The 22,305-nt window shown below is 38.0% G+C and carries 36 protein-coding genes; 11 read left to right on the top strand and 25 right to left on the bottom strand.

The genetic code is table 11. The features are described from left to right. Positions 1-62: 62 nt before the first annotated feature. The 22 genes from CVT00_RS01260 to CVT00_RS01155 form a co-directional block, all read right to left on the bottom strand. Positions 63-419: a hypothetical protein gene (locus tag CVT00_RS01260; protein WP_107915661.1), complete on the bottom strand. Its 357-nt coding sequence runs from the start codon at positions 417-419 to the stop codon at positions 63-65. Positions 420-515: 96 nt separating this feature from the next. Next, the gene (locus tag CVT00_RS01255) at positions 516-764 is read right to left on the bottom strand and encodes a hypothetical protein (RefSeq protein WP_107915659.1); all 249 of its coding nucleotides are present in this window, start codon (positions 762-764) and stop codon (positions 516-518) included. Beyond that, positions 745-1,095, bottom strand: coding sequence for a hypothetical protein (locus CVT00_RS01250; protein ID WP_107915657.1), 351 nt, complete (start codon positions 1,093-1,095; stop codon positions 745-747). The genes CVT00_RS01255 and CVT00_RS01250 overlap by 20 nt, the downstream gene beginning before the upstream one ends. Beyond that, positions 1,085-1,717: a DUF7338 family protein gene (locus tag CVT00_RS01245; RefSeq protein ID WP_107915655.1), complete on the bottom strand. Its 633-nt coding sequence runs from the start codon at positions 1,715-1,717 to the stop codon at positions 1,085-1,087. Before CVT00_RS01245 ends, CVT00_RS01250 begins: the two co-directional genes overlap by 11 nt. Continuing rightward, positions 1,717-1,857 (bottom strand): hypothetical protein, encoded by a 141-nt coding sequence (locus CVT00_RS01240; RefSeq protein WP_196376866.1) that lies wholly within the window; start codon positions 1,855-1,857, stop codon positions 1,717-1,719. The genes CVT00_RS01245 and CVT00_RS01240 overlap by 1 nt, the downstream gene beginning before the upstream one ends. Next, positions 1,854-2,114 carry a hypothetical protein gene (locus CVT00_RS01235; protein WP_107915653.1) on the bottom strand — a complete coding sequence of 87 codons (261 nt, stop codon included), beginning with the start codon at positions 2,112-2,114 and terminating at the stop codon, positions 1,854-1,856. Before CVT00_RS01235 ends, CVT00_RS01240 begins: the two co-directional genes overlap by 4 nt. 11 nt (positions 2,115-2,125) lie before the next feature. Further along, a complete protein-coding gene (locus tag CVT00_RS01230; RefSeq protein ID WP_107915651.1) occupies positions 2,126-2,467 on the bottom strand; it encodes a hypothetical protein in 342 nt (113 codons plus the stop codon). 13 nt (positions 2,468-2,480) lie between these two features. Then, entirely contained in the window at positions 2,481-3,956 is a 1,476-nt protein-coding gene (locus tag CVT00_RS01225; protein WP_107915649.1) for a phage tail protein, read from the bottom strand. An 11-nt stretch (positions 3,957-3,967) separates the two neighbouring features. Continuing rightward, positions 3,968-4,579, bottom strand: coding sequence for a phage tail protein (locus CVT00_RS01220; protein WP_107915647.1), 612 nt, complete (start codon positions 4,577-4,579; stop codon positions 3,968-3,970). Beyond that, the gene (locus CVT00_RS01215; RefSeq protein ID WP_107915646.1) at positions 4,572-5,612 is read right to left on the bottom strand and encodes a baseplate J/gp47 family protein; all 1,041 of its coding nucleotides are present in this window, start codon (positions 5,610-5,612) and stop codon (positions 4,572-4,574) included. Before CVT00_RS01215 ends, CVT00_RS01220 begins: the two co-directional genes overlap by 8 nt. Further along, on the bottom strand, positions 5,609-5,890 hold the full coding sequence (locus tag CVT00_RS01210) for a GPW/gp25 family protein (protein ID WP_103644895.1): 282 nt from the start codon (positions 5,888-5,890) through the stop codon (positions 5,609-5,611). Before CVT00_RS01210 ends, CVT00_RS01215 begins: the two co-directional genes overlap by 4 nt. 59 nt (positions 5,891-5,949) lie before the next feature. Further along, complete coding sequence (locus tag CVT00_RS01205; RefSeq protein ID WP_107915681.1) at positions 5,950-6,582, bottom strand: phage baseplate assembly protein V; 633 nt, start codon at positions 6,580-6,582, stop codon at positions 5,950-5,952. Then, positions 6,579-6,965 (bottom strand): hypothetical protein, encoded by a 387-nt coding sequence (locus tag CVT00_RS01200; protein ID WP_107915644.1) that lies wholly within the window; start codon positions 6,963-6,965, stop codon positions 6,579-6,581. The genes CVT00_RS01205 and CVT00_RS01200 overlap by 4 nt, the downstream gene beginning before the upstream one ends. 2 nt (positions 6,966-6,967) lie before the next feature. Then, on the bottom strand, positions 6,968-7,255 hold the full coding sequence (locus CVT00_RS01195) for a hypothetical protein (RefSeq protein WP_107915642.1): 288 nt from the start codon (positions 7,253-7,255) through the stop codon (positions 6,968-6,970). A 1-nt stretch (position 7,256) separates the two neighbouring features. Continuing rightward, complete coding sequence (locus tag CVT00_RS01190; protein WP_107915640.1) at positions 7,257-7,541, bottom strand: hypothetical protein; 285 nt, start codon at positions 7,539-7,541, stop codon at positions 7,257-7,259. A gap of 13 nt (positions 7,542-7,554) precedes the next feature. Continuing rightward, entirely contained in the window at positions 7,555-8,085 is a 531-nt protein-coding gene (locus CVT00_RS01185) for a putative peptidoglycan-binding domain-containing protein (protein ID WP_230853772.1), read from the bottom strand. A gap of 23 nt (positions 8,086-8,108) precedes the next feature. Continuing rightward, positions 8,109-9,815, bottom strand: a complete 1,707-nt coding sequence (locus CVT00_RS01180; protein ID WP_107915638.1) for a phage major capsid protein — start codon at positions 9,813-9,815, stop codon at positions 8,109-8,111. Beyond that, positions 9,790-11,193: a phage portal protein gene (locus CVT00_RS01175; RefSeq protein WP_107915636.1), complete on the bottom strand. Its 1,404-nt coding sequence runs from the start codon at positions 11,191-11,193 to the stop codon at positions 9,790-9,792. Before CVT00_RS01175 ends, CVT00_RS01180 begins: the two co-directional genes overlap by 26 nt. After that, a complete protein-coding gene (locus tag CVT00_RS01170; RefSeq protein WP_103601941.1) occupies positions 11,193-11,423 on the bottom strand; it encodes a hypothetical protein in 231 nt (76 codons plus the stop codon). The genes CVT00_RS01175 and CVT00_RS01170 overlap by 1 nt, the downstream gene beginning before the upstream one ends. A gap of 89 nt (positions 11,424-11,512) precedes the next feature. Next, positions 11,513-11,959, bottom strand: coding sequence for a DUF1441 family protein (locus CVT00_RS01165; protein ID WP_103601940.1), 447 nt, complete (start codon positions 11,957-11,959; stop codon positions 11,513-11,515). Positions 11,960-11,972: 13 nt separating this feature from the next. Then, a complete protein-coding gene (locus CVT00_RS01160; protein WP_107915634.1) occupies positions 11,973-12,224 on the bottom strand; it encodes a gag protein in 252 nt (83 codons plus the stop codon). After that, complete coding sequence (locus CVT00_RS01155; RefSeq protein ID WP_107915632.1) at positions 12,211-13,929, bottom strand: phage terminase large subunit family protein; 1,719 nt, start codon at positions 13,927-13,929, stop codon at positions 12,211-12,213. The genes CVT00_RS01160 and CVT00_RS01155 overlap by 14 nt, the downstream gene beginning before the upstream one ends. A 285-nt stretch (positions 13,930-14,214) precedes the next feature. Between CVT00_RS01155 and CVT00_RS01150 the strand changes: the two genes are divergently transcribed. Both CVT00_RS01150 and CVT00_RS01145 read left to right on the top strand, forming a co-directional pair. Further along, positions 14,215-14,769 carry a hypothetical protein gene (locus CVT00_RS01150; protein WP_107915630.1) on the top strand — a complete coding sequence of 185 codons (555 nt, stop codon included), beginning with the start codon at positions 14,215-14,217 and terminating at the stop codon, positions 14,767-14,769. Next, positions 14,766-14,939, top strand: a complete 174-nt coding sequence (locus tag CVT00_RS01145) for a hypothetical protein (protein WP_159071281.1) — start codon at positions 14,766-14,768, stop codon at positions 14,937-14,939. The genes CVT00_RS01150 and CVT00_RS01145 overlap by 4 nt, the downstream gene beginning before the upstream one ends. A gap of 710 nt (positions 14,940-15,649) precedes the next feature. Here the strand turns inward: CVT00_RS01145 and CVT00_RS01140 are convergent. Genes CVT00_RS01140 through CVT00_RS01130 form a run of 3 tightly spaced genes read right to left on the bottom strand, consistent with a single transcriptional unit; the run spans position 15,650 to position 17,252 of the window. Further along, positions 15,650-16,555: a BRCT domain-containing protein gene (locus CVT00_RS01140; protein WP_107915628.1), complete on the bottom strand. Its 906-nt coding sequence runs from the start codon at positions 16,553-16,555 to the stop codon at positions 15,650-15,652. A gap of 3 nt (positions 16,556-16,558) precedes the next feature. Then, entirely contained in the window at positions 16,559-16,867 is a 309-nt protein-coding gene (locus CVT00_RS01135; RefSeq protein WP_196376865.1) for a hypothetical protein, read from the bottom strand. Position 16,868: 1 nt separating this feature from the next. Continuing rightward, positions 16,869-17,252 carry a helix-turn-helix domain-containing protein gene (locus CVT00_RS01130; RefSeq protein ID WP_107915626.1) on the bottom strand — a complete coding sequence of 128 codons (384 nt, stop codon included), beginning with the start codon at positions 17,250-17,252 and terminating at the stop codon, positions 16,869-16,871. 155 nt (positions 17,253-17,407) lie between these two features. Between CVT00_RS01130 and CVT00_RS01125 the strand changes: the two genes are divergently transcribed. From CVT00_RS01125 to CVT00_RS01085, 9 genes are all read left to right on the top strand, one after another. Next, on the top strand, positions 17,408-17,635 hold the full coding sequence (locus CVT00_RS01125) for a hypothetical protein (protein ID WP_107915624.1): 228 nt from the start codon (positions 17,408-17,410) through the stop codon (positions 17,633-17,635). An 11-nt stretch (positions 17,636-17,646) separates the two neighbouring features. Then, positions 17,647-17,871 (top strand): hypothetical protein, encoded by a 225-nt coding sequence (locus CVT00_RS01120; protein ID WP_107915622.1) that lies wholly within the window; start codon positions 17,647-17,649, stop codon positions 17,869-17,871. Between the two features lie 111 nt (positions 17,872-17,982). After that, a complete protein-coding gene (locus CVT00_RS01115; RefSeq protein ID WP_230853771.1) occupies positions 17,983-18,852 on the top strand; it encodes a hypothetical protein in 870 nt (289 codons plus the stop codon). Between the two features lie 10 nt (positions 18,853-18,862). Then, complete coding sequence (locus CVT00_RS01110) at positions 18,863-19,336, top strand: DUF4406 domain-containing protein (protein WP_107915618.1); 474 nt, start codon at positions 18,863-18,865, stop codon at positions 19,334-19,336. After that, a complete protein-coding gene (locus CVT00_RS01105) occupies positions 19,336-19,518 on the top strand; it encodes a helix-turn-helix transcriptional regulator (RefSeq protein WP_103601986.1) in 183 nt (60 codons plus the stop codon). Before CVT00_RS01110 ends, CVT00_RS01105 begins: the two co-directional genes overlap by 1 nt. Before the next feature lies 1 nt (position 19,519). Then, a complete protein-coding gene (locus tag CVT00_RS01100) occupies positions 19,520-20,455 on the top strand; it encodes a DNA-methyltransferase (protein WP_107915616.1) in 936 nt (311 codons plus the stop codon). Positions 20,456-20,464: 9 nt separating this feature from the next. Then, complete coding sequence (locus CVT00_RS01095) at positions 20,465-20,743, top strand: hypothetical protein (protein ID WP_107915614.1); 279 nt, start codon at positions 20,465-20,467, stop codon at positions 20,741-20,743. A 9-nt stretch (positions 20,744-20,752) separates the two neighbouring features. After that, on the top strand, positions 20,753-22,156 hold the full coding sequence (locus CVT00_RS01090) for a DEAD/DEAH box helicase (RefSeq protein ID WP_107915612.1): 1,404 nt from the start codon (positions 20,753-20,755) through the stop codon (positions 22,154-22,156). A 10-nt stretch (positions 22,157-22,166) separates the two neighbouring features. Next, positions 22,167-22,304 carry a hypothetical protein gene (locus CVT00_RS01085; protein ID WP_159071280.1) on the top strand — a complete coding sequence of 46 codons (138 nt, stop codon included), beginning with the start codon at positions 22,167-22,169 and terminating at the stop codon, positions 22,302-22,304. Position 22,305 lies beyond the last annotated feature (1 nt).

Genomic DNA, 22,305 nt, shown 5'->3' with positions numbered 1-22,305 from the left:
TTATGCGTTTTTTATTAAATTTGATTTTATTTTATTAGTATGCTTTTTATTTACAAGGGCATTTAAAAGTTAAAATCTCTTGGCGGTTTTTGCGAAAAATCATCACTGCCGACATCAAAGCTATTTATTTTTTTATCTATTACTTTATCAACTGTTGAGCTTATCCACGCAGTTCCACGCCACGCAAAAAAGCCACCGATCGCGAGGCTAAAGCGGTTCTCTTTCATAAAATAAAATGTAACTTCGTAAAAAATCCAGCATATAAACATCGAGCTTATCGCGCTTATGATCGAATTTATTATTGCCTTGCCGCTGTGTAATGGCTTATGGCTGTCATTTTCAAGGCTTAGTACTCCGCCGACAAAGCCAACGACAGCGACCCAAAAATAAAAACCTGCCTTATTTAGTAAGTCCTCCATTACCTCCGCCTTTCTTAGTATTTAAATGTGAAAATATACATTATGACAACGGATAGTATTAGCTCAAAAACAACCATTTTATTAAGCCAAAATTTCTTAGTTTTTTTTATGATCGCTTCCATTTACGCACCCTTTTAAAAGTTCTTCACACGTCAAAAAATAGCCCATTAGCCCCTTTGCGCTTTGTAAATCACTAGGGCTATACTTTGGCTTTGTTGGCATCTTTTCAATGCACGCCACCGGCACATATACATCTTGATATTGCGTTTTTACGATTACTTCAGGCTTTGAAGCGCATCCAACCATAAAAAACGCCACCAATAGGCTACTTATTATTAGCTTCATTGAGTAGCCTTTCGTAAAAATTTAGTTTTTCCTCGCAGGCGGCGTCCTTGATAGGCACTGCCACGCGCTTAACCCTTGTTACAACGCGTTCTTTTATCTTAGCCTCGTCTTGTTTTGGCACACTTAGAGCTTTTAGGCTTGTGTTGGCTAGCTCGATCTTGGCGTTACATGTTTCCAAATTAGAAACAACCACTGCATTGCTTGCCTCTTTTAACGCTATCTTTTTAGTTAGCTCGTCTATCTTATCGGCTGCATTATTATTCAGCCAATAAAGCACGCCAACGACAAAACTCAAAAATAAGATAGCCCCTATATAGAATTTATCGCTCATTTTGCACCCTCTTAAATGGATTAACCGCCCACACGCTCTTTAAAAATGCCTTGTCGTCTGATTGCAAAAAGGTATCTTTGTTATACTCGTTCATCTCTGCCACGTCTAGCAATTTCCACCCTACATAAATACGACAATAAAAGCCACTTAAAAAGCCTCTATAACGGATCGTTTTGAAAAGTCCAAATCGTGATCGTCCGTCTTTTAGCTTTAGTGTCACTTTGCAAAAATCGCTAACCGCTCCGCCGTTGCTTGTTACTTTTGGATTGCCTTGCACTCTTACGCTTGATGGCTCTATCTCACTCACTTTTACGCCGTTTATTCGGCTTGAAAAGTAGCCGATACGATTTCTATATAGCCACCTTAACCTTGCAAAATACGTCCTATTTTTGCCGTTTGGATAGTGCTCTTTTTGCCAGCCACTATCGCCATTTATCGCCGAGTTTTCGCCGTCGTAGTAGTCGCTTGCATCCTCAAAGTATCGCGCCCACTTTGGCAAGTGTTCGCTTTGTTTGTTGCAAAACGCTAGAGCGATCGGCACTATTATGTAGCCAAGTATCTCGAGCGGTAGCTCAATAGCTATAATGCAAAAGAGTTGCAAAAACTCTCTAAATTTAAGCATCACTCATCCTTTTTGTCTTTTGGTTTTTCTTGCTCTTTTTCTTTATATTTAGGGCTTTTAGGGCATCCGTCCCAAGTGCAGTTTCCGTCTTTATCAAGTTTTGATGCGCAAATTTCGCACCTTTTTATTCTTGCTCTCATTTATTCTCCTTTGGTCTAGTTTTCACAATATCCGTAAATTCATCGCCGCTCAAATACCAGAACGGCTTTTGTCCGTCCGGGTATTGCATTTTTGCAAAGTCATCAGGGTGCGTTGCAAGATGAGCAAACACCCTGATAATGTTTGTCATGTTTGAGTTGTCCCACTGGTCGCACTTTCTAGCCCTTAGAAAAATCGCGATAGGGCAGAGTAAAACGCCTAAAATTAGCGACAATATGCAAATTAAAAAATAGCTCATTTTAATCCCCTTTATAGATGATCTGTCGGCGCTACCGTTATCGGCTCGCTCGTAGTATTTAGCTTTTCGCGCTCTGCAATTAGCTCTTTATACTCGCTTCTTAGATTTTCAAGTACGGCGTTACTTCCAATAATTAGGGCGTGGCGTATATAGTTTTCACACTCAGCGATTTCGGCTTCAATTTCCGATAGTTGTTTTGTTTTTTCATCTACATTTGGGGCTAAATACTCCTCTATCTCCTTTTGCGATAAAGGTGTCAAACAAAACTTTTCTACGCTTTTAGATAAAACTTCATTGCTCAAATCATCTTCATACGCATATATCTCATTATTTTTATCTTTATAGTATTTCATTATTTTTTTCTCCTTATTTTAATTCCGCCCAAGAGCTAGCTGTATTGATGTTGTTGCATATACCCAGTTTTTTAAGCGTAGCATTCTCTGGTGTTGCTATTTTGTATTTTGATCCTGCTGGCACAATAAATTGTGCATCAGCAAAATAAAGTCGCTCTGATTGTATTTTTCTCACTACTACATCATCAATGACAATGTGAAAAATATAAGATCCTGATGTGCTTTCTAAATTGAAATCGACCATTATAGGTCTGCCTGCGGTGTTTGGATAATAAGTATTTAATTCTCTTTGACCCCACACATCTTGCCAAGTCTGATCTACCCCTATGCTCTTGTTTGCCTCTATCGCATCGCTTACGGCTTTTTCGCTCACTGCTGCATCTTCTTGCTTGGCAGTTATGGCGTTTTTGAGCTTTACTATACCTGCTTTTATTTCGGTAGCTAGTATGGTTTTATCAATTTGCCCAGCCGTTGGAGTATTTACGTTTTTGACTTTTATAATAACCACTACTGCCATATTGTAGGGGCGATTTTCGTTTGCGGTCGGCACTACTTTAGAGGCTGAAAACAACATACTATAAGACTCTGACCCACCTATAAGTGGCAAAACCGAATATCTAGTATTCCCTTTTGTAAAAGCCCCTGACGCTGAAGATGAAGTAGTGTATATTCCTGTGCCATCTCCAATCCTAAATTCGCCTTGAATGTTCCTAATTGCATCCCCTTGAGCTGTGCCAAGTGCGGCAGCATTGCCGCCAATGCCACGCATAAACTTACCATCGGCGAAATTTGGCAAGTTAAAATTATCGCCACTTCCGCCGTATGTGTATCCTATCACGTCAAAAAGCTCGGTGTATTCTGCTTTTTTAAGGCTTTTGCCATCCGCTATCAAAAAGCCAGCAGGGATAGTCTTTTGGCTTGGGTAGCTTAGATACGCGCCTATTGGCAAGCCGTCCGTTAGCTCGGCTTTTAGAACAAATTTATCGTCGCTTTCGCGTTTTGTGTAGGCATCTATCTTGTCGGTCTTTTTTAAAAACGTGGCATCACTCCACTTTCTTGTGGCAAGTACTACGTTATTATCGACTTTTAAAATGATGCTCTCGTTTGCATTTGCAATTTGAAGTTTAAAATTTAGCGTGATGTCTTTGCTCGACCCCTCGTTTAAAAGTGGCTTATATGTATCTGCAAGGCGTGCCACCGCGAAGAGCGAGCCATCATCGCAGTATATGCCAGCCGTTTTGATATAAAATCCGCCAACTTCAGGCGGTATGATGGCATCGACGTCAAGGATATTATTATCGTTTTCGTCTATCGTTATGGCATTTATAGCACCTCTATATTTCTCATTTGGTATTGATGTAGTCTGCTCGCTTAGCTCTCCATCGTAATCGCTTACTACGATCTCTTTTAGTGCTATCTTTGATCCATCACTAGCGGTTTTTAGTAGCTTATTTATGCCGCTTGATGTTAAAAGTGTGTATTGTTTCATTTATCATCCTTTTATCTTGCAAAAATTTGTTTTGTGTTGATTGGTATGCTTATGATCTCGTTTATCTGCGTAGTAGCGCCAAATTTAAAATGTGCGTGTTCGTTTATGTTTGATACTACGTAAGGATATACGCTGACATTTTCGCCGCTTATTGCATAAGAGTAGGCTTTTACATCTGCTTTGATACCTACTTTTATATTTGCGCCGTCATATACGCTACGCACGTTTTTATATGTTTTGATTAGCTTATCGGTCTTTGCTACTTGCTCTTTGCTTAGCCCTTTGCTTGCTTCCAAAATAAGCTTAAAATGATAAGGCTCTCCACCGTATTCGATCCACTGCTTTGTGCTTGCGCCGCTATAATATGCCTTTAGTCCAGTTTCTAGGCTCTCACTTGTCCCCTCAAAAAAGTAGGTTTTTAGCGGTGTTTTTAGCAGCTCTTTTGTCTCTTCTATGCTTAGACTTTTTGGTTCGGTATCAAATTGGTGAGCTAGATAAGCCCTATTTAGCTCGGTTCGGTTATAAAAAAAACGTTCGTCAAAGGCTAAATACTCATCCATTTTTGGCGCAAAGACTTCATCAACCCTAAAAAGTACATCGTTATAGGCTCTTAAATCAAGCATGATTAGCCTTGTTGATTTGAAGTGAATTTAAAACAATAATGCTATCTCGATCGGCTGCTGGGATTGGCGTTTTTACCTCAACGGATGCGGTATTTTCATCAAAAGCCACTTCAATTATCTGCGAGATGTGCGGCGTCTCGTTGATCTTTAGCGTGCTAAAAAACTCTTTCAGCCTAAAATCTGCATTCGCTAAAATTTCATTAAACATAAAATTCTGCTTTGGCGCTATCTCGATAACTAGGTCAAGATTTATTTTATTAGCCTCTTTTATGCGTACATCATCGGTTAGTGGGATTTTGTCCTTTAGTGCCTCTTTGATCTTTTCTTTAGCAATTTGCCCACTAAATTTGGATAAATAGACTACTTGCACGACACCAGCACTTAGCTGATATACATTTGCTTTGCTTATGCCCTCAACGCTTAATACATGAAAAAGATAGGCTTTTTCACTGCCTGCAGTGCTAAAGCGATGAAGTGCGAGCAAAAATCGCTCTCTTAGCTCGTCATCTCTCTCACGTGCCTTAAACCCACCAAATGGCTCTTTTATATTTATCTCGTTTATGTAGATGTTTGGTATTTCGAGCGTCGTGGTTTCGTAAGGCTCTTTAAAATAGTCTGCCGCTTCGATCTCAACTATCGCCGTGTCGCTTACGTATATATCTTTTAGCAGATATGCAAAATGCCCTTTGGTATCTGTAAATTTAGTCCCTTTACTTAAAAAAGTTGAGCTATTTACTTTGATTTCGACCTTTGCGATTGGCTTTATCTCTTCATTTCGCTTTATGCCGATTAGTTTTACAAGCTCATCGAGATACTCGCCATTGCTAAAAAGTAGGTAATTTTGAGAAATTTTGACGTTTGTAAGCTCGATAAAGTTGTTAAGCTTAAACAAAAATATATCAATAAGCGTCATATAATCATCCCCTATTAGTGGGATATAGTCTAACTTTCCGCTCCTTACCCTAAACTCGTTTATGATACTTTCTCGCTCTTTGTCTATATTAAGAGGCTTTATAAAATTTGGCACTTTCATATATTTAGCCTTAAAAATTTAGCTTCTTTGTCTTGTGTGTATGATATTTCGCAGATGATCGAGCCGTTATCGTCCTCAAAGCTTATGCTGTCAGTTTGAATGCGTGGCTCGTGCTTTTTGATCTGCTCGGTTATATCCTCTTTTAGCGCCAGCAGATTATAAAGATCGGCGCTTTTGTCTATATGCCTATCAAGTCCAAAAAGAGGGCGTAAGGTCTTTGTATATTTGTTTGTGATAAAAATACGCCTTAAATTTTCCTCTACTTCGATTTGATACATTTTTGCCCTTTTTTTGCTTTGATTGTATAAAATGACATAGACAAAAATTTACAAGGGGGTTAATCTCTAGTGTAGCCGTGGTTAGTGTGATTTGTTAGATCGCCTTTTGTGTCTGTGATGCTGCCGCCGATCCTTGCGCTACCGCCTGCGCTTAAATTTGCCCCTATTTTTACATCACCAGTTATTTTTAAATTTCCGTTGATACTAAACTCACCACTTCCGCCGCCGTCTCCTGACGTGGTGATCGCGCCTTGTATGTTTGTGTTGCCTAAAATTTGCACGCTAGGACTTTTTATAGTGGTTTTTTGCGCAGTTAAATTTGCGTTTTTGCAAGTTACGTTTATGTCGTTTTGCACCACTATATTTATCACTTTTGGATTTGTGATTTCAAGCGTTGAGCTTGATGTGTCGTAGCTTATTATCGTGCCGTCCTCGTACTGGCTTACTTCTTTTGTTGTGCTTGCGCCGCTTGGTGTGTTAAAGTCTGAATTTAAAAAGCTGCCTATCGCGATCTTTGCTCCGCCAAAATCAACTAGCATAACTTGCTCGCCAACTCGTGGCGGCGTAAAGCTTCTTTTGTATGAATTTGCAAATTGCAAGTAAGGTATAAAAGGTGTTATGGTGCCTAAATAATCAACCCTTACAAGCTCGTTTTTAACCTCGCAGATTTTTCCTAAAAATAGCTCTCTCATGCTTCCCAAAGCTCGCTTTTATAATAAATTTTTAGTGTGATCGTGCTTAGGATATACTCGTCATCGTATAGCTCAAAACTCTCACGATTTAGACTTGTTTGCTCTATCTTTAGAAATTTGCTTTTATACCCTTTTAGCGCATTCAAAACGGCTTTTATTATATCGTTTGATGCGCTATATTTCGCAGTTATCATTCGCACCTCAACGCTTAGAGCGTGCGAGATGCTGGCAAAGGCATCGTTTTCGATAGTGTCGTCGGTGTCTTTTATGATGATTATGGGTAGGTCTTTGCGCTCAAATGCTGGAGTTAAAAAAAGTTCCACATTCTCGCAAAGTGGCTTAAGCAGGGTAAAAAGATCGTTAATGATTGTTTCTCTTTGCATTTTTACGCCTCTTTTAGATATAGCCGTTTTGTTACTTGGTTTTCAAGCTCGATTTTGGTAATGATATATCCTTGCTCGTTTATCATTACCTCATCTTTTACTCTTAGCTTTATGCCGTCGTCATCATTAATTAGCGCCGTTGTTTGCGTTGCAACTGCGCCGTCATCAAAGATCACTTTGGCGTATTTGTTGAAGTGACAATTAAGCGCTATATCGTCTTTTGTTAAAGTGGCGTTTGTCTTTGCAAAAAGGCTCTTTACATCTCTTTTTACCATCTGCATATTAAGCATTTTACCCCTCGATGCCGTCTAAATCAACGCCTAAGTCATCATCCTCGCTATCATCTGGTCGCTTTTTGTCTTGCTTTTTAGCTTGTTTTTCTTGCTCTTTTACGTTTGTGCCTCTTAGGTTTTTAGTCTCTTTTTGCTTTTCGCTGCCTGCTACTGGCTCGATGCATTTTATATCGACAAGCCTTTTTATAAAAAGCTCGTCCGTGCCAGATGCGAATTCTATCTCGTCGCCTGCTTTATAGTTTTTTGTTGATATTCTCGTGTTGTAAAGAATTTTATACTTCATTTTTTTACCCTTTTTAAATTGCCAACGCTCTATTTTTCCAGCCGTTGGTGTAAATTTTTAGTTTTGGATTTTTACTGACTAGGCTTGCATAATATGCGATCTCATAGCTGTCAAATTCAACGTTAAATTTGTCCTCGTCGTATGCATTTAGCGCATTTAATGTTTGCGTTCCCATAACTCCATCAACCGCCACATTTAAAAGCGTTTGAGTGAGCTTTATGGCTACTTTTGTGCCTACATTTACGCCAAAAACAAATATCTCGCTGGCTTTTAAGTCACTTTCTACCTCATCAAGCCGCATCTTATCCCAAAACTCTCGTTTATAAAACTCATAGACTAAAGCCACAAGATCGCTGTTGTTATAGAGTGTAACGCTAGCTTCTTTTAAGCTTTTGCCCTTTAGCACTTGTTTTACAAGCTCCCATCCCTTAAAATTAGGATGGGCACACTCATAAATTCCGAAAAATGTCAAGCCGTTTTCGGTTTCGTTCTTATGCAGTGCAAGGCTTGGGCTGCTAAATTCAAGCCTCATTAAAAATTGCATAGACTTAGTGAAATTTGACATTTTTATGCGCTTGTCTTTGAAATTACAAATGATTTTTCACGTGCAAGTTTGGCATCTACGTCCAAATATAGCTCTAGGATAATATCACCGCCTCTTTCGTTGTGAGTAAGTAGCTCAATCCCCTTAAATGAGCCAATAAAGATGTCTTTAAAATCGCCAAATACTACATCACCGCTTTTAATAAGCTGTGTTGTAAAGTATGGATAGCCTTGTAGGTTTCCTAGCTCTTCGATTAGCATCTTTTCGTTTGATACGCCGCGCGCTGTTGCTTTTAGCTTGCTTACATCGCTATTTTTTAGCGCAAATTTAGCATTTGCGATATTGCCGTTGTTATTTTCTAGTGTGTCGCCAAAGCTTAAAGTTTTTTCTAATGTCGGAGCAGTCATATACGCAGCGATGCTTGGTACTCCGCTTATCTCAAAAATGCCTTTGATTACGCCTTTGCCATAAAGGATCACTTCTTCAAGCTTTTTACGTATTGCGAATTTCATTGCTTTATAGGTAAAGCTCTCTAGTCCAAAGGCTGACATATTCATCATCGTTCTTGTGATCCTAATAGTTGCGAGCAACGTATGAGGCTCAAGAATGATCTTGTCAAATGATAAGTTTTCGCTATCTCTGCTTTGTCCTTCTTCTACAAAATCAGCGGTAATGTTTGAGTTATTGCGTGGGATTTCCACTCTTTGGCTTAGCCCATCAAGCCAGCTGCACTCGCTTAAAAGTGGGCTTTCTTTTTTTACTTCTTCAATGAGCAAATCATCTCTAAATTCAGTCGCGATCGCGCCTGCACCTTGTGTCGTTGTTGTGATGCTATCGTTAAATCTCGCACCAAAGTCAGGCGGTAAAACAAAGCGACCATTGCTTTTATTAAAATAGTTTTCTACTTCAAAGCCTAAATCTGCCGTGCTAGCGTTGCCTGCATTTTTAATTATGTTTGCTAGGCTAAATTCTTGTGTGTTCTCTCTTTTCATAATGTTAAACTCCTTTATGTCGTTGGTTTTTTGTTGTTGTTCTTTTAATTTGTTGCTAAATTCGCTAAAGCTTATCTTATTTTTTATTGCCTCTAGTGCTTCAGCTTGTTTGCCTAAAATTTCGGCTAACTCAATGATCTCTTTTGTCTCGTCTTTTTTTTCAGCTTTAAATTCAGTCTTTTCATCCTCTTTTTGTATCTCTTGTTCTACTGCTTTTGGTTTTTCTTGCTCTTTTGCAAAATTTGCCACTTTCGCATTTGGATCAGCTCCTTGCCATACTGCGCTAAGCTCATTTATTACGCCGTTTTTTATCTCAAAATGCTCGATACCATCTATCGGCTCGCACTCTTTTAGCTCGTAATTCTTAAATCCTACGCTCACGCTATCGCTAAAGCCTGCTTTAAATTTGGCGTATGCTTCACGGCTTTGGCTTACCTCATCGTTAAACTGCACGATCACTTTAAAGCCCTTATCATCTAGCTTTGTATCTATGATCTTGCCGATAGCATTTTCAAAGCTTACATCATGATCTAAATATAGCGTCGTGGCTTCAAATTTCACGCCACTTAAATCCACGCTTAGGTAGTACTCGTCACCAAAAAATGAGTAGCGTTTATGCAAATTATTATGACTTAGCGCCAAAAAGCTTATTGTTTTGGCTTCGTCGTTTATCGCGTTATCTGCCAAAACGGCTTTAAATTTAGATATATCCTCATTTTGCAGATTGATCTTGTTCATCAATTTCTCCTTTTAAAATTTTAATTTCCCTTAACTTTTCTACTAATTCTTTCTCTTTTTCTAACTCATCCATAAAATCATCAAGCTCGACGCCTTTCTCTCTTAAGACTTCGGTTATCGTCTTAAATCCTGCGCCAATGGCGATCTTGTTCGCATTTACCTCTTTTACTGGGTCGATATACTCCCAACCTTGGGATTTAAACGTGAAGTGTCCTATTAGCTGTTTATAGTCGCTTGGCTTGATACGCCCTGCGATTAGTTCGCACTCCATCCACCTTTTAAAAACTTCGTCGTGGAATTTACGTTTTATGAAATTTTGTATTCTTTTAAAATTTCGGCGCTCTGCGATCGTGCCTTGACGGATGGAGCTGTAATTTACTTCCCTTAAATCGCCAGTATAAGTGGAGTAGCTAAGCCCTAGCGAGCGAGCGACATCCCTATCGGTGCTTTTTAAAAAATACTCCATATTAATCGGATTGTGCGGCTCTACAAATTGCGGAGTGATGCCATCCTCCAAAAACGTAAATGTGCCAGTCTGCACGCTTTCAGGTAAATTTATCTCTTTTTGTCTTATCTCGCCATCGTCTCCGTACTCGACATTACCAAGTATCGATCCCTCATCTTTGTGAGTAAAAAACCCAGTTAGCTCGCTCGCAAGCCTTGCGCGGTCAAGCTCTGCTTTTTTTAGCTTGTCTTTGCTGTGAGTATCAAAGATCGCACTTGCTAGCTTGCTTACGCCTCTTTTTTGTTTTGAGAGTGATGACTTTTTAATGTGTATGATCTCGGATGCTGGGATTACCTCATATTTGCCATTTTTTAGTAGTCGGTAGTATGCTTTTGGTGTCATCTCTCGCTCGGCATCGTATTCTATGCCGTAATATATATGTTTGCTCTCGTCGGTTAGGTCGTTGTCTATGTCTTCGGCGTCGATTAGCTCGATTTGTAGCATATCGCCTTTGTGTAGTTTGATAAATGCCTCGCCGTCGCGATAAAGCGCAGTTAAGATCATCTCCTCATAATCGCCAAAATCATAAACGCCATATTTGCAGCATATATGTTCCCACTCAAAAAATGATTTTTGCACGGCTTGATTTAGATTTTTCTTTGGCGTGGTTATATCAAGGATAAAACCTTGCTCGCCGTAAATTTCGCTACATAGCGTCTCAAAAAAGCCACTTGTTAGAGATACCGACGTGCTTATGCTACGTGCTTGCTTTCTTAGCTTAGCGCTTACTTTGTCGATGTCTTGATTGCGCAGTAGTTGGCTTATTTCATATGAATTTATGCGGTTTGGCTCCAAGCTTGGATATTTAAAAAAATTTATCTTTGGCTTCATAGATATGTTTTTAGATAAATTTTGCTTTGTTTTTCGCTTCATTAATATCTATCTCCAAAAATATATGTTTTGCTAGTCGCTTTTGCCTTTTGTGCGTCTTTTATGATGCTTGCTCTTATTCTTCTTAGTTCGCTTATTAGCTCTAGTGGGCTACGCTTTACGACTTTTAAGTTATCGATCCAGTATTCTTTTATCTCGATGCCATCTTTGAGGTTATCCAAAACATCATCGATCGCGCTGTCGATTAATAAAATTCTCTCTTGTGTAGTCATCAGCCTTTAGCCCTTTTGCTTTTTTGGCTCATTTTAGAGAAATTTATAAATATTTTTTACAAGTGAGAAAGAGGGGATTTAAAAGCTATCTACGCAAAATCTTTATAAATTTTGGCGTCCTTTAGCTCGGTTAATATGCTTTCAACTTCATTATTGATCGCGTTTTCTACCTCATCGCTTAAATTTATGCTACGTTTTAGCTTGTTTGGCAGTGAATAAAGCTTATTTGATACGGCGGCGGCGATGTCGCTTAAGTCCTTTTCTAGTCTATCAATGGCTATTACTTCGCCCTTTTCTTTGGCTAGTCTTAGCTCCTTTAGCTCTGCATCTGCCAGTTCTTTTTTGGCTCTTGCCTCGCTTAGTTCAAAGCTTTGAGTGGCAAGTTTTATTTTGTAGTCGAGGTAAGCGTCAATGCAGGCGGTCAAATCCCACTTATTACGCTCTAGCTTCTTGATAACGCCCTCGCTCTCTAGTTCTTGCACTCTCCTATCGGTTAGCCCTAAAGCGTTGCTTAGCTCTTTTGTGCTTACTTGCATTTTAAATTCCTTTTTAGTTTGTGCCAAATAAGCTCATATCGTTTTCAACCTTTTTTCTAAACTCTTCTTTTTTGATGTTCAAATTTACTAGATATTGCTTATATCTTGGATTGCCTTTGCAAAAATTTTCAATGATAAAATCCGCCATGTCTGACTTTTTCATCTCATAAGCTTCGCAAAGTTGCTCAAAGCGTGATGCGTTTTCTACGCTCATATTTAGATCGTATCTTGTCTTTTTTACCAGCACCTTTTTATGAATTTGCATTTTTAATCCTTTTTCGTCTTAGCTCGTTTTTGATAAGTTTTGCTGCTGCGTATGCTAGCACTGTTATATCTAAAGCTTCGTTTCTCTCCCTAGTCTTGACGTATTGCAATTTTGTATATCCTCTTTTATTTTTGACTTCTTGCAACTTCTCGGCGGTTAGTTGCAAAAAGAATTCATTTGTGAAATTTTTGTTATAGTGAAAATATCCCTCGCCAGCTTCTTTTATGCTTAGTAGCCTAAAAAACTCGCTTTTACCTTTAAATGTGCCTATGTTTATCAGCCTAACGCCTTTTTTTAGCACTCTTACTTTATTTAAAAATTCTACTTTTTGGCTCGCTTCGCTTGCGCCTTTTGATGCTATGAAATTTGGCGCTAAGCTCACAAAATCATAAACTCGGCTGGAGTTAAAGCCACTATCAATTAGTGCTAGCGTAGTGCTTAGGATTTTGCCGTCCTCCCTTTTAAATTTACGCTTTAGCTCCCTAAAGAGCTTTTGCCAAACTTCATCTTGATCGGTATTGCCATAAATTTGCTTATAATCAATATTGTAAGCTTCATACCCTTTGCACCAGCCGATGAAGATAACCTCAACGCGGTTTCCTTGTATATCCACACCAGCAGTTACAAAGCTTATATTTTGTGATAAATTTTGATCGTCATACTCTTCAACCCTATTTAATAGCTCATTTTCGTTAAAGCTTGTATTTGGTGGCTCATAGGCTAGAGCCTCGATCGTGTTTTTAAACGTTTGAATTTTTAGCTCATCGCCTTTTGCGTCAAGGTAGGTTTTAACGATCTCGCTCATTTTGTAAAAAGGGCTGTATATGGCATTTAAAAAAAATCCTGCTATTTTTGATTTTGGATTTTGTGCGATCCATCGCCCATTTTTTACGGCTTCGTTCTTGTCTTGCTCGCTTAGTAGGCTACCGCACTCGCTGCATTGATATTTTACGCTTTCGTTTATTAGCTCTTTGTGTTCGTCTAGCTCGTATATGATGCGCTCAAATATTAGCTTTTGCTCATGCTGACAAAAAGGGCACTTTACAAAAAATAGCCTTTGATCGGAGTTTATAAATTCTTTCTCGATCGTACTAGCTCCTGAAATGGTAGGCGTCGAGCTTATGACTATTTTGCGGTCGTAAAATGTAGCTGTCCGCCTTTGTGCCAGTTCTATGCTGTCGCCCTCTTTAGTAGCCTCGCATCGATCCGCCTCATCAACCAGCAAAACTTTTATAGGCTTACTTGCTAGCTTTGATGGTGAGTTTGAGCCAACTAAGGCTAAATTTCCACCCCTAAAATTTTTAATAAGTATTGTATTATTTGCGTCGTTTGCGTTGATTAGCTCGCTTAGCTCGTGCGTATCTCGAAACATCGGAGCTAAACGCCTTTTTGAGTAGTCCTCTGCGTCGTCTTTGTTAGGTAACATAAACAAAATAGTGCTTGGCTCTTGGTGGATGTAATAACCCAAAACATTATTTATTAACTCACTCTTACCCAGCTGTGACGCCCAAAGCAAAATAACCTTTTCACGTTTTGGGTTTGAGATTTCGATCATAGGCTCACGCTGGTAAGAAAAAGCCTTAAATTTTCCAAAGCTTGATGAGCTTTCTTTACTCAAAAACCTATATCGCTCCGCCCACTCTAGCAAATTTAAGCGAGGCTTTATAAAAATGGATTTTGCAAAGATCTCTATAATTTTACTCATTGATTTGTCTATAAATTTAAAAAAGGGGCTTTTGAAGTGATAACCGATAACAAGCGTATTATATCATTTTTGTTGGTATTCTAACTATTGTTTAAGAAATCATTAATTTTTTTCTTTTTCTAGTACAATATTTAATATAATTTAATTATATACTAAGGTTGTTTTTTGTAAATTTACAAACTTTAAATATCAAAAATATCTAACATTGATTAAGTTCTTTAAAATAAAAACACTTTAAGCGTTCAATTAAAATAAATCTTTATAATTAGGATATGTGGTATAATTATGTTAAACAATGCAACTAAAGAAGAATTAGAAAACCTACTTGAAAGTTGGTTAAAAATTTGTGAGGATCAAGGCGACGAAGGTTCTGTATTTGCCCAAGATATCGATGATAAAATAAAAAGACTTATTGATGATATTCAAAAGGAAGAGTTTTTTGCTTATATTTTACATGACGAAGATAGCAAAGAATGTGTTGCTTTACTTGATGTTATCCGTGCTCTTCCGCGTTCGGATGTTGGTTGGTTAAAAATATTTGATATGACAATAACGCCAAAATGCACTCTAAACGGTGGCAATGATGACGAAATAGTCAAAGCTTTACAAAGCGTTTTTATGGAGTCCTTGAAACTCCTTATAAGTAGTAAGTGCGAAGACATAAAAGAAATAAAAATAATTGCTAGAAATGAAATAACTATAGAATTGTTTAAAAATATAGCAAATAATGATACTCTAAAAAAAGAGTTAAATAATATCGATGTGGTAATTTTCTTTACATCAAAATGGCTTATTTTGAGAAAAAAAGATCTGATACCAGCCCAAAAGGAGATAGTATGAATAAACAACAAGAACAAAAAATAAAGTTAGCTTTTGAAAAAGCCATTAAATATGCTTTAGATAAGCATTTGAGTAGTTGGTCTATAAAAACTCTTGACTTTGTAAATGCAAGCCAAGAAACTACAGACTTTTATATAGCTCGCGAAAGCGAAAAGCTACATATAGCATAGTCACATCAAATACAAGGAGACATTTGTCTCCTTGTATAAAATACTTATACTCTCTTATGTCCTTAGCCTTTTTTTGCTCATAATTTTTTTAGCTTTTTTTAACTTCAACAAAAATAATCAAAAACTTTTATACATTTTTCCAAAATAAGAGCAATTCTGGAATAAAGCTTTGATTAATGAGTCAAAGCTTATTTAAAAATAAAATCTTAATTTTTATTATGCTTTTTTTCGCTCTATTCTATACCATAAATTTGATGACCCTTTTTGTTGCTCTTTTTTTAAAACATAGTTTTGACATTTTTAAACTTACTTTTTATTTTTTTATTTTTTTAAACTTCTTTTTATTTTATCGCTAAAAATATCACATTTTTTTATATTTATTTAAGAAAAATACACTTTCTTAAAAATAACCATTTTTATCAAAAACGATAACGAAGTGCCCTAAAAACGATTATAACCCCATTTTTCGCGGTTAAGCACCGCATCTAAAAAAATAAGGGCTGAGGAGGACCCATGAGAATTTTTTACTCTATTACGCCACTATTAAGAGATGGGATTTTTAATTGATGCTTAAAACGCATTTGTAAAAGGTCATAAGCATAGCGATAAGCTCGGCAATTATCGCTCTTTTTTTGGCATAGATATATCCTTTATATTCAGCGGAGATTAAGCCGAAATATATGCCGTATTTGTCGGAGCGATGTTAAATTTTATATATATTTGCATCCATTTTTAAAGAATTCTCTTATCTCATTTAGCTTTTTTGTCTTGATGCCTTTTATTGATAGTAGTTCATCATCGCTTGCTACTTCGATCTCTTTGAGCGATCTATACCCTGCGTTATATAAGGCTCTTGCGCTTGGCATATCTTTTAAAATGCCTTTTATAAACAAACTTATCAAAGTCTCATCATCTAAATTTTTAAAGATATACTCCACCAACTCACTATTTGATAACTCTTTGCCATTTCTTTTGTCTATGGCCTTTATTATCCTTTTTATGTCGTATCGCTTGTTATCTCCGATAAAAAAACCATCATGATAACATTGATAGTTCAAATCGATTTTTATAATTCCCATATTGCTATGGTTATATATTATTTCAAGAGGTAATCCAGTATAAAATTCGTTTTGGTCTAGCGTTATGCCATAGAATGTTCTATCTTCTTTTGGTATATCTTTTTGCCTAAAAGGCATCATATGCCCCTCGATTATGTCTTTATGAATTTCCATGCTATCTAATTTTTTTATAACACCACTATCTTTTATAAATTTTATAAAGTGTTGTTCGCTGATTATCGCAATTTTTATGCCTAGTTTTTTAATATCTATTGCTTCTTTTATTTTTGTGCCATAGTTGCCATTGACGTAAGCACTGCTAGCTACTTCAGCGGTCACCACATAATCCGTGCTTCTGGTTACTGCCTTAGATGTCTTGCCACCACGCTCTAGTATCATTCTTGCAACTTCCGATCTATCTGCTATTGTAAAAACCCCAGTCAAAACAAAAGTTTTGTCTTTAAATTCAACGTCTGGCGCTGGATCATCCAAAAAACTATCATTTGTCTTTATAATGTTGCCATTTTCGTCATGTGCTGGTCTTTGGTGATTATCCATTTTTTACTCCTTTGCGATGTTATTGTGACTTCCTGCGATAACTATGTTTTGCGAGCCATCGACATTTATATCTATTTTTATATACGCTCCATCTTTTAGCGCTTGTAAAAAATCCTCATTTGTAAAAACAGCCAATATTCCCCCTGCTACCCCATCGCTTATCCTACTTACTTCTTCTCTTCTTATTGCTTCGTATTCCTTTTTGTGGCGTTCTCTCTCGCTTTTGACATTGCTGATATAAATAAATGCAAAAAAAGCAATAACTACAAGGGCCATCCCATATTTGCCAAAAAAATCAATAGCTGCACTCATTTTATCCCTCCGATAATTCTTTCACTTTTTTCAGCTTTTCTATAAAAGAAAGCAACATAGTATTATTCCCATACTCCTCATACAACTTTTCAAATTCTTTATAAAGCGGTGTGTTGAGCTTTTGATTGTGTGGCTCATTGATTTGATTGTCGTTACCTTTTATTGATATATTGCCACTACCTATCGCTACAGCGCCAGTTATTTGCCCCATATCAACTCCTAATATTTTTGATATTTGCATTAGTTTTTTGTAATCCACCCCGTCGCCATCAATCTCATATCTTTGATATGTTCTAAGCGACACCCCTAGCTTATCCGCTACTTCTTGCTGTGTAAATCCAGTTTGCTTTCTTACTTCTTTTAAATTTATGTCATTTTTTTTCATTTTACGCCTTTTTTTGTCATATTTAAGTTTAATTTAATTGACATATGACAAAAAGTGTCATATAATTCACTCATCAATAAAACAATTATAGCAAAAAGGGTAAAAAATGATGAGAAACAAGACGCCAAACAAAAAGACAAAACAAGAGGTGTAAGATGAAAACACTAGCGCAGCTTATATATGACAAAACGAGATGGACGCTAAAGGCTTATTGCGAGATGAGGGGAATAGCTTATTACGCACTTAGTGGCGGATATGTGAGTAAGGCAAATGCAAAAATACTAGAAAACGATGGTATCGACTGGCGAAGTGCATCAAACGCCAAAGTAGGCGATGGCACGTGTGCAGGCTCTATCTATCTAAATAAAAACAAAGCAAGCTAAAAGGACAACAGATGAGCCAAAAAGATAGAAATATAGGCGAAATTTTAGCCTTTATCGAAGCGATGGCGGCGCTTGGCTATGCGGTCGAGCTGACAAAAGGCGGCAATTTTAGAGGTGCAAAAAACTTGGACGAGAGTTTAAAAGAGCTAAAAGATGAGCGTAAAAGCTCACTTGAAACACTGGATCGACTAACGGATGAGCTTAAAGACGTTTTGAAAAAGGAGAAAGAATGCTAACGCCAAATCTTTTATTCTTATTTATGCTCTGCATTGCAGCTGTGGCATTGATTTATACAAAATAGTTTTTAGTTGGTCGTTGAGACCTAGAAAAAAATAAAAGGATTGATTTTGAATTTTAGCACTGGGATTGATGCTTATCGTTTCATTTTGTCAAAGTCGAGCTTTTTAAAATTTATGCGCAAGATCGAGCTTAGCACGAAGCTTCGCAGCATAAACCGAAACAAAGCGATCACGACTTACGTGAAAGATAAATTTAAAGCTGATAAACCAGATGAGCCGCTTTTATTGCCTGAAGGTGTGAAATATAAAATCCGCTATGTGAGCTTTAAAAAGGGTGTGACGAGCTTAACTAACTCGATGATCGTAATTGAGAATTCAAACGAGCTAAACGATCTTTGTAAAAAGCGTAAAAAGCCCTATGGATACTATATTAAAGTGGTATTTGCAGGGCTTTACCAGCCTAGCCGTGAAGTTTTTAAAGAAACTTACAAAGTGCTAAGTAAATTTTTGCGTCGCTTCAAACCTTACGAGTGGGATATAGCTCATGACTTTAAGTGCGACGAGCATGCAGGAGCAAGCTCAAAAGAGTGGCTTAAAAAGCGTCTTAATCGTTTTGGTGACAAGTTCATAAGCTACAAGAGCACCATTTACGCTAACGCCTGCTATGAGCGTTTTTATGGACTTAAGAAAATTTGCTTTTATGACAAATTTGAGAAGCAAACAAACTACCATCATCAAAAGCTAGATGAGAGCTTAAGTGGATGGCATAGGCTAGAGCTTACTTTTAAGCTCAAAGATAAATTTATAGATCACGCAGAATATGACCGCTTGGCGGAGTATGTCGCCGTTATGGATGAGATGATCAACCGACTAACTGGCAACGCTTATCCTTATGGCGTTGATATTGGCGTGCTTGGCGAGCAAGTGGAGTTTTTAAAAGATAATAGACGTCACTTATCTTTTACAAAATCCGCATAAAAGGCAGAGTATGTATAAGACACAAAAAGCGGCATTTGCATTTAGCAAGGATGAGCTAAGAAATTTAGTTGAGGGCTATCCCTCTATAAGACACTTGAGAGAGGCTTACGCGATGAAAGCAGAAAAGACGCTTAGAGTATATGTTGCAAGCCCCTATGATACGGTGCTAAATGCAGGCTTTAGCGTTGGCGATGCCTTTTATTTAGCAGGTAAAGCACAAGATAGGGCTAAGCATATCTTTAGCTCGAAATTTAACTTTTTTATGCCAGTTTTGGAATTTGGCGAGCTTAATATAAGCCGCGATGAGGCTATGAAAAAGTGTTTTGGTGAGCTTAAAAAGTGCGATTTTCTCTTTATCGCCGACGTGCTTTATAACGACAAAAGCAAAGGGATAAAAGAGGAGTACGAATTCGCAAAAGCTAATCATATATGTGTAGTTTTTGAGAATTTGCAGATCAAAGAGCGATTTTTAAAGGGCGAGTGATGAAAATAGAAAAAATAAACTATATGAGCTACAAGGACGCGGCGGCGATGCTAAATTTAAGCATCATAACGATCAAAAAATGGGCGCAAAAGGGCATCATAAAGCGCTACGCCGTAACTGCTAGAAGTGTTTTTGTCGATCGTGATGAGATTTTAGAGCTTATCAAGAGCAAAGGGGCGTAAGATGGACGTTTTAGATCAAGTAGTAGCCGATGATTACGCTATTTATAACGGTGATAGCTGCGAAGTGATAAAGGGCTTTGAGGATGAGAGCGTGCATTATATTATCTACTCGCCACCATTTGATAGCCTTTATACTTATTCAAACTCGGATCGCGATATGGGTAACTCGGACAAAGGCGAGTTTATGGTGCATTTTGAATTTTTGGCTCGTGAGCTCTTTAGGGTGCTTAAAAGTGGGCGCTTGATGAGTTTTCACTGCATGAATTTGCCATATTCTAAATTTAAAGATGGTTATATCGGCATCCGTGATTTTAGAGGTGAGCTTATAAAGCTTTTTGAGAGCGTGGGGTTTATTTTTCACTCTGAGGTGTGTATCTGGAAAGATCCAGTTGTAGCACAGCAACGCACTAAAGCGCTCGGACTACTACATAAGCAGATCGTAAAAGATAGCGCGATGTGTAGGCAAGGTATAGCCGACTATCTCGTCACAATGAGAAAGCCAGGCGACAATGCCGAGCCGATAAGTGGCGGCTTTGATCACTACGCAGGAGATGGCACGCCGATCACAGCTAAATTTGACGAGACTAAAGGCAACCTCAACAGAGGCAGCATCGAAGTATGGCAAAGATACGCAAGCCCAGTATGGATGGATATAAATCAGTCTAATACTCTATCACTGAAAGGCAGTAGAGATGACAACGACGAGAAGCATATATGCCCTTTACAACTTGACGTTATCGAGCGCGCCTTACAGCTTTGGAGCAATGAAAATGACATCGTATTTACTCCGTTTCTTGGTATCGGGTCGGAGGTTTATCAAGCTCTAAAAATGAGACGTAGAGGCATAGGCATCGAGCTTAAGCCGTCTTATTTTTATGTCGCTCGTAAAAATTGCGAGCTTGCACTTCGTGAGCGAGGCGAACAAAGCTTATTCTAGGGGCTAAAAATGGATGATAAATTTGAGCCATATAGGCAAAAAGCTAAAGACGCTTGTAAAGATGAGATTAAAAAATATATCGCTTTAAATAAAGCGCTCTTTTTATCAAGGCTTGGCAAAAAAGAGATGGATTTATTAAGGAGTGATTTTGAGATCACGAGGCTTAAGACGCTATCAAAACTCATGGCGTCGCTTAGTCTAGAAGAGCATTTTGAGATTAGGGATTTGATAGTTGATGATGGCGAGATTAGATCCTTGCCTGATTTTTTTCAAAGTTGCTTACATTAAGGATAAAAAATGAGTGTTTTGGATTATGAAAGTTTTTTAAGACAAAAAGAGAAAAAGATAAATTTCAAAAGCGTTGATATAAAAAGAGAGGATTTGCATAGCGCGCTCTTTGAGTATCAAAAGGATTTAGTATATTTAGCCCTTAAAAAAGGGCATTTTGCAATATTTGCGATGACTGGCAGTGGCAAAACAGCCATGCAAGGCGAGTGGGCTTATAGAGTGTGGCAAAAAGAGCATAAGCCAGTGCTTATCATCGCTCCTTTAGCGGTCGCTCATCAAAGTATCGATGAAATCAAAGAGCTTCTAGGTTATGAAGTTAAATTTTGTGAGAGCAGCGAGGATGTTATCAATGGCTTAAATATCACAAACTACGAAAAGCTGGATAAATTTAACCTATATGAGTTTGTGGGCGTTGTGCTTGACGAGAGTAGCCGCATAAAAAGCTACACATCAAAGAGTAGAGATATGATCATAGAGGGCTTTAAACACACGCCTTATAAGCTCGCTTGTAGCGCTACACCATCGCCAAATGATTACACTGAGCTAGGCAACCATACTGAATTTTTAAATGTTATGAGCCTTAGCGAGATGCTGGCGACTTACTTTATCCATGATGGCAGCGACACATCGAAATGGATATTAAAAGGTCATGCGCAAAAGCCGTTTTGGCGTTTTGTAAGCTCTTGGAGTGCGTTTTTTACAAAGCCTAGCGATCTAGGATATAGTCTCGATGAAGACTCTAAATTTAAACTACCGCCTCTAAAAATGCACCATATCGAGGTCGAGCATCAGCCAAAAACTTCACTTTTTGCAACCTCAGCGCAAACACTAAGCGAGAGGCGAGAGGCAAAAAAAGAGAGCCTAGAGGATAGATGCGAGGCGGTCGCTAATATCGTAAATAATAGCGATGAAAACTATCTTATATGGTGTGAGCTAAACGACGAGGGCAAATTACTAAAAGAGCTAATAGCTGGCGCAGTTGAGATCAAAGGTAGTGACACGGATGAGTATAAGGCTAAGATGATGAGCGACTTTGCAAATGGCAAGATAAGAGTACTCATCACAAAGCCAAAGATCGCAGGCTTTGGTATGAACTGGCAAAAATACTGCAAAAACGTAATATTTGCAAGTCTTAGCGATAGTTTCGAGGGCTTTTTTCAAGCGCTGCGCCGAGTATATAGGTATGGACAGAAAAAAGAAGTTGATTGCTATATCGTGACAAGCGAGGCAGAGATAAACGTACTCGCAAACATCAAGCGAAAAGAGGATGAATTCTTAAAAATGGTGAGCAGTGTGATCGATGAGACGCGCGCGCTGGTGCTTGACGAGATAAAGCAGATCGCGCAAAACAAGACAGAGTATAAGCCAAATATCAAAATGGCACTACCTAAATTTTTAAATCACGCATCATAGAGGAGTTGAAATGTATAAATTTATTGACGGACAAAAGGCGAGGTTTTGGAGTAAATTTTATTATGTTAGTAGTGACGGCTTTATCGTCTCAAAAGTAGGCGGCAAAGTAGTAGATATTGCTTGGATCAAATACGACTTAGGAGCTTAAA

The organism is Campylobacter concisus, assembly GCF_003048675.2.
GTDB lineage: Bacteria > Campylobacterota > Campylobacteria > Campylobacterales > Campylobacteraceae > Campylobacter_A > Campylobacter_A concisus_F.
This window is presented reverse-complemented; position numbering and strand designations above follow the sequence as displayed.

Bases quoted from the DNA above. Each gene is read 5' to 3' on its own strand.
- CVT00_RS01235 (WP_107915653.1), bottom strand. From the start codon at position 2,114: ATGAGCTATTTTTTAATTTGCATATTGTCGCTAATTTTAGGCGTTTTA.
- CVT00_RS01225 (WP_107915649.1), bottom strand. From the start codon at position 3,956: ATGAAACAATACACACTTTTAACATCAAGCGGCATAAATAAGCTACTA.
- CVT00_RS01230 (WP_107915651.1), bottom strand. From the start codon at position 2,467: ATGAAATACTATAAAGATAAAAATAATGAGATATATGCGTATGAAGAT.
- CVT00_RS01090 (WP_107915612.1), top strand. From the start codon at position 20,753: ATGAGTGTTTTGGATTATGAAAGTTTTTTAAGACAAAAAGAGAAAAAG.
- CVT00_RS01095 (WP_107915614.1), top strand. From the start codon at position 20,465: ATGGATGATAAATTTGAGCCATATAGGCAAAAAGCTAAAGACGCTTGT.
- CVT00_RS01120 (WP_107915622.1), top strand. From the start codon at position 17,647: ATGAGCCAAAAAGATAGAAATATAGGCGAAATTTTAGCCTTTATCGAA.
- CVT00_RS01155 (WP_107915632.1), bottom strand. From the start codon at position 13,929: ATGAGTAAAATTATAGAGATCTTTGCAAAATCCATTTTTATAAAGCCT.
- CVT00_RS01205 (WP_107915681.1), bottom strand. From the start codon at position 6,582: ATGAGAGAGCTATTTTTAGGAAAAATCTGCGAGGTTAAAAACGAGCTT.
- CVT00_RS01190 (WP_107915640.1), bottom strand. From the start codon at position 7,541: ATGAAGTATAAAATTCTTTACAACACGAGAATATCAACAAAAAACTAT.
- CVT00_RS01245 (WP_107915655.1), bottom strand. From the start codon at position 1,717: ATGCTTAAATTTAGAGAGTTTTTGCAACTCTTTTGCATTATAGCTATT.
- CVT00_RS01165 (WP_103601940.1), bottom strand. From the start codon at position 11,959: ATGCAAGTAAGCACAAAAGAGCTAAGCAACGCTTTAGGGCTAACCGAT.
- CVT00_RS01105 (WP_103601986.1), top strand. From the start codon at position 19,336: ATGAAAATAGAAAAAATAAACTATATGAGCTACAAGGACGCGGCGGCG.
- CVT00_RS01125 (WP_107915624.1), top strand. From the start codon at position 17,408: ATGAAAACACTAGCGCAGCTTATATATGACAAAACGAGATGGACGCTA.
- CVT00_RS01110 (WP_107915618.1), top strand. From the start codon at position 18,863: ATGTATAAGACACAAAAAGCGGCATTTGCATTTAGCAAGGATGAGCTA.
- CVT00_RS01240 (WP_196376866.1), bottom strand. From the start codon at position 1,857: ATGAGAGCAAGAATAAAAAGGTGCGAAATTTGCGCATCAAAACTTGAT.
- CVT00_RS01215 (WP_107915646.1), bottom strand. From the start codon at position 5,612: ATGAAAGTGCCAAATTTTATAAAGCCTCTTAATATAGACAAAGAGCGA.
- CVT00_RS01195 (WP_107915642.1), bottom strand. From the start codon at position 7,255: ATGCTTAATATGCAGATGGTAAAAAGAGATGTAAAGAGCCTTTTTGCA.
- CVT00_RS01175 (WP_107915636.1), bottom strand. From the start codon at position 11,193: ATGAAGCGAAAAACAAAGCAAAATTTATCTAAAAACATATCTATGAAG.
- CVT00_RS01135 (WP_196376865.1), bottom strand. From the start codon at position 16,867: ATGAGTGCAGCTATTGATTTTTTTGGCAAATATGGGATGGCCCTTGTA.
- CVT00_RS01150 (WP_107915630.1), top strand. From the start codon at position 14,215: ATGTTAAACAATGCAACTAAAGAAGAATTAGAAAACCTACTTGAAAGT.
- CVT00_RS01200 (WP_107915644.1), bottom strand. From the start codon at position 6,965: ATGCAAAGAGAAACAATCATTAACGATCTTTTTACCCTGCTTAAGCCA.
- CVT00_RS01255 (WP_107915659.1), bottom strand. From the start codon at position 764: ATGAAGCTAATAATAAGTAGCCTATTGGTGGCGTTTTTTATGGTTGGA.
- CVT00_RS01250 (WP_107915657.1), bottom strand. From the start codon at position 1,095: ATGAGCGATAAATTCTATATAGGGGCTATCTTATTTTTGAGTTTTGTC.
- CVT00_RS01220 (WP_107915647.1), bottom strand. From the start codon at position 4,579: ATGCTTGATTTAAGAGCCTATAACGATGTACTTTTTAGGGTTGATGAA.
- CVT00_RS01145 (WP_159071281.1), top strand. From the start codon at position 14,766: ATGAATAAACAACAAGAACAAAAAATAAAGTTAGCTTTTGAAAAAGCC.
- CVT00_RS01260 (WP_107915661.1), bottom strand. From the start codon at position 419: ATGGAGGACTTACTAAATAAGGCAGGTTTTTATTTTTGGGTCGCTGTC.
- CVT00_RS01140 (WP_107915628.1), bottom strand. From the start codon at position 16,555: ATGGATAATCACCAAAGACCAGCACATGACGAAAATGGCAACATTATA.
- CVT00_RS01210 (WP_103644895.1), bottom strand. From the start codon at position 5,890: ATGTATCAAATCGAAGTAGAGGAAAATTTAAGGCGTATTTTTATCACA.
- CVT00_RS01185 (WP_230853772.1), bottom strand. From the start codon at position 8,085: ATGCAATTTTTAATGAGGCTTGAATTTAGCAGCCCAAGCCTTGCACTG.
- CVT00_RS01170 (WP_103601941.1), bottom strand. From the start codon at position 11,423: ATGACTACACAAGAGAGAATTTTATTAATCGACAGCGCGATCGATGAT.
- CVT00_RS01130 (WP_107915626.1), bottom strand. From the start codon at position 17,252: ATGAAAAAAAATGACATAAATTTAAAAGAAGTAAGAAAGCAAACTGGA.
- CVT00_RS01180 (WP_107915638.1), bottom strand. From the start codon at position 9,815: ATGAACAAGATCAATCTGCAAAATGAGGATATATCTAAATTTAAAGCC.
- CVT00_RS01085 (WP_159071280.1), top strand. From the start codon at position 22,167: ATGTATAAATTTATTGACGGACAAAAGGCGAGGTTTTGGAGTAAATTT.
- CVT00_RS01160 (WP_107915634.1), bottom strand. From the start codon at position 12,224: ATGCAAATTCATAAAAAGGTGCTGGTAAAAAAGACAAGATACGATCTA.
- CVT00_RS01100 (WP_107915616.1), top strand. From the start codon at position 19,520: ATGGACGTTTTAGATCAAGTAGTAGCCGATGATTACGCTATTTATAAC.